This is a genomic window from Tepidamorphus gemmatus (assembly GCF_004346195.1).
GTDB lineage: Bacteria > Pseudomonadota > Alphaproteobacteria > Rhizobiales > Tepidamorphaceae > Tepidamorphus > Tepidamorphus gemmatus.
The window spans coordinates 1-1,735 of the sequence record NZ_SMAK01000027.1 but is presented as its reverse complement, the minus strand read 5'-3'; the positions used below and the strand labels follow the sequence as shown (position 1 = coordinate 1,735).

General features: G+C 67.7%; 3 protein-coding genes. All 3 read right to left on the bottom strand.

Going from position 1 to position 1,735, the window contains the following annotated elements; translation table 11 throughout:
• Positions 1-104: 104 nt before the first annotated feature.
• Positions 105-359 carry a hypothetical protein gene (locus EDC22_RS17805; protein ID WP_207903846.1) on the bottom strand — a complete coding sequence of 85 codons (255 nt, stop codon included), beginning with the start codon at positions 357-359 and terminating at the stop codon, positions 105-107.
• A gap of 153 nt (positions 360-512) precedes the next feature.
• Complete coding sequence (locus EDC22_RS17795) at positions 513-1,202, bottom strand: TIGR02594 family protein (protein WP_132808105.1); 690 nt, start codon at positions 1,200-1,202, stop codon at positions 513-515.
• Positions 1,203-1,270: 68 nt separating this feature from the next.
• Complete coding sequence (locus tag EDC22_RS17790) at positions 1,271-1,525, bottom strand: DUF6127 family protein (RefSeq protein ID WP_425385544.1); 255 nt, start codon at positions 1,523-1,525, stop codon at positions 1,271-1,273.
• Positions 1,526-1,735 lie beyond the last annotated feature (210 nt).

Here is a 1,735-nt window from a genome sequence, read left to right as displayed (position 1 = left end):
CGCAACTCACCGCCGTCGCCGAAGCCCTCATCACCATCGCCGCAACCGCCACGCTGCTCAGAAGATGGCAGTGACCCTTCTCAAACACGCTCTAAGACGCCAAATCACCTTCGCTGGCACGTGCGCGCCTGCTCGCGCATCACCTGATAGTCCGCGAGCATCTGTTCGATCGCCGAGCCGGCCGGCAGACGATCGAGCTCATCGGCGGCGCGTTTGAGGAACGGTTTGCTGTAGACCGGGACCGGCGGGCAGACGACGCCCGCCGGCCGATCAGAACGAGCCGTCGCGCAAGCGGCGAGCAAGGTCGTCGCGATCACGAGGGCGATCGCGCGAGGCATCCAGCATCCGACGCTCGGCATCGGCGATTTCCTTCTGTTGGTTGAGGCGTTCCTCGAGGCGGCCGGCGCGCTCGCCGGACCGGCGGATGGCGGCAATGGCTGCGACGGCAGCGACGACGGCGCCGATCCAGAGACCGAGCCGTCGCACCCAGGGAAGCGAGAGAAGCCAAGAGATCATCGTGCTACTCCATCGCGCAGTTCGCGCGCGGCGCGGATGCGCTGCCACAGCGCCCATCCGGCGCCGGCGATGATCAGCAGGCCGATGGCCACTCCGAAGAGCGTGCCGGCCTCGAGATGGCCGTCGGCGCGCTCGAGATTGCTCACGAGCATCGGCAGATTGTCGGCAATGACCGCAGCACCGCTTGCGGCGGCGACCGTGCTGCCCTGGACGACACCCGATTGGCGCAGGGGCTGAATGTCGGGCGGCAGCGGCACGTTCTCGGGCCAGCGATAACCGAGAAGCTGGTCGGCCGAGTAAGGGCGGACGCTCACGGCGTTGCCCTGATTGCCGCCGAGCACCAGGATGCGACCCTGCGCATCGCGCCCGGCATAGAAGCCCACATGCCCCTGCCAGCCATCGCGGTGCCCACGCCAGAATACGGCCACGCAGCCAATGGTCGGATGTTCGAGCTTGCGACCCCAATCGAGCCAGGAGCGCGCGGACGCGGCCGAAGCCTTGTCGTAAGGAATGCCCGCCGTCCCCAGGCACCAGGCAACGAAGGCGCCGCACCAGGGCGTCTCGTCGTCCTGGGCGCGAAGTCCGGTCGCCTGGTGATACGCGACGATGCGCGGGTTGTGCGCGGTGCCGGCGATCTCCTGCTGGCCGAGCTCGGCGATCGCGATCTGGTACCATTTCGGGGTCATGGGTGATTCTCCAAACGAAAAGGCCCGCCGGGGAGGCGGGCCGCAGCCGTCGTGGATTTGCGTCGAGGTCACGAGCCGTTGCCGAACAGCTTCAGCTTGATGGCGATGCCGGCGAGGAGGGCGAGCAGGATGCCAGTGGTGATCAGGCGCACCGCCGTCTGAACCGCGGTGCGCCGGACGAAGCGGATGTATTCGATGAGCGAGCGCAGATCGCGGATGTCGAGCGCTGCCTCCTTGCCTTCGAGCCCGACATCGGCGAGCGCCCGGCGCGCGCCGCGCTCGGCGGCGCGGGCGAGCAGCTCCTCGAATTCGCCTTCGGCCATGCGGACGTAACCGTCCCCTGACTTGGGAGGAGTCATTGTCGTCGCTCGCTGGGCCGCACAGCGGGGCTCCGTAGGCTTCTCACCCCAGCACCGCCATGGCGCTGACGAGGCGGATGGTTGCGGTGGTGGCGATGGATTCGCGGATGAAGACGAGGTTGGAGTTCGACACCGGCGAGGGTTCGGTGCAGGAGATGACGGTGGTGGCATTCT

What these genes read in the sequence shown, in the direction of transcription:
- EDC22_RS17805 (WP_207903846.1), bottom strand. Translation starts at nt 359, where the DNA reads ATGCCGAGCGTCGGATGCTGGATGCCTCGCGCGATCGCCCTCGTGATC.
- EDC22_RS17795 (WP_132808105.1), bottom strand. Translation starts at nt 1,202, where the DNA reads ATGACCCCGAAATGGTACCAGATCGCGATCGCCGAGCTCGGCCAGCAG.
- EDC22_RS17790 (WP_425385544.1), bottom strand. Translation starts at nt 1,525, where the DNA reads ATGGCCGAAGGCGAATTCGAGGAGCTGCTCGCCCGCGCCGCCGAGCGC.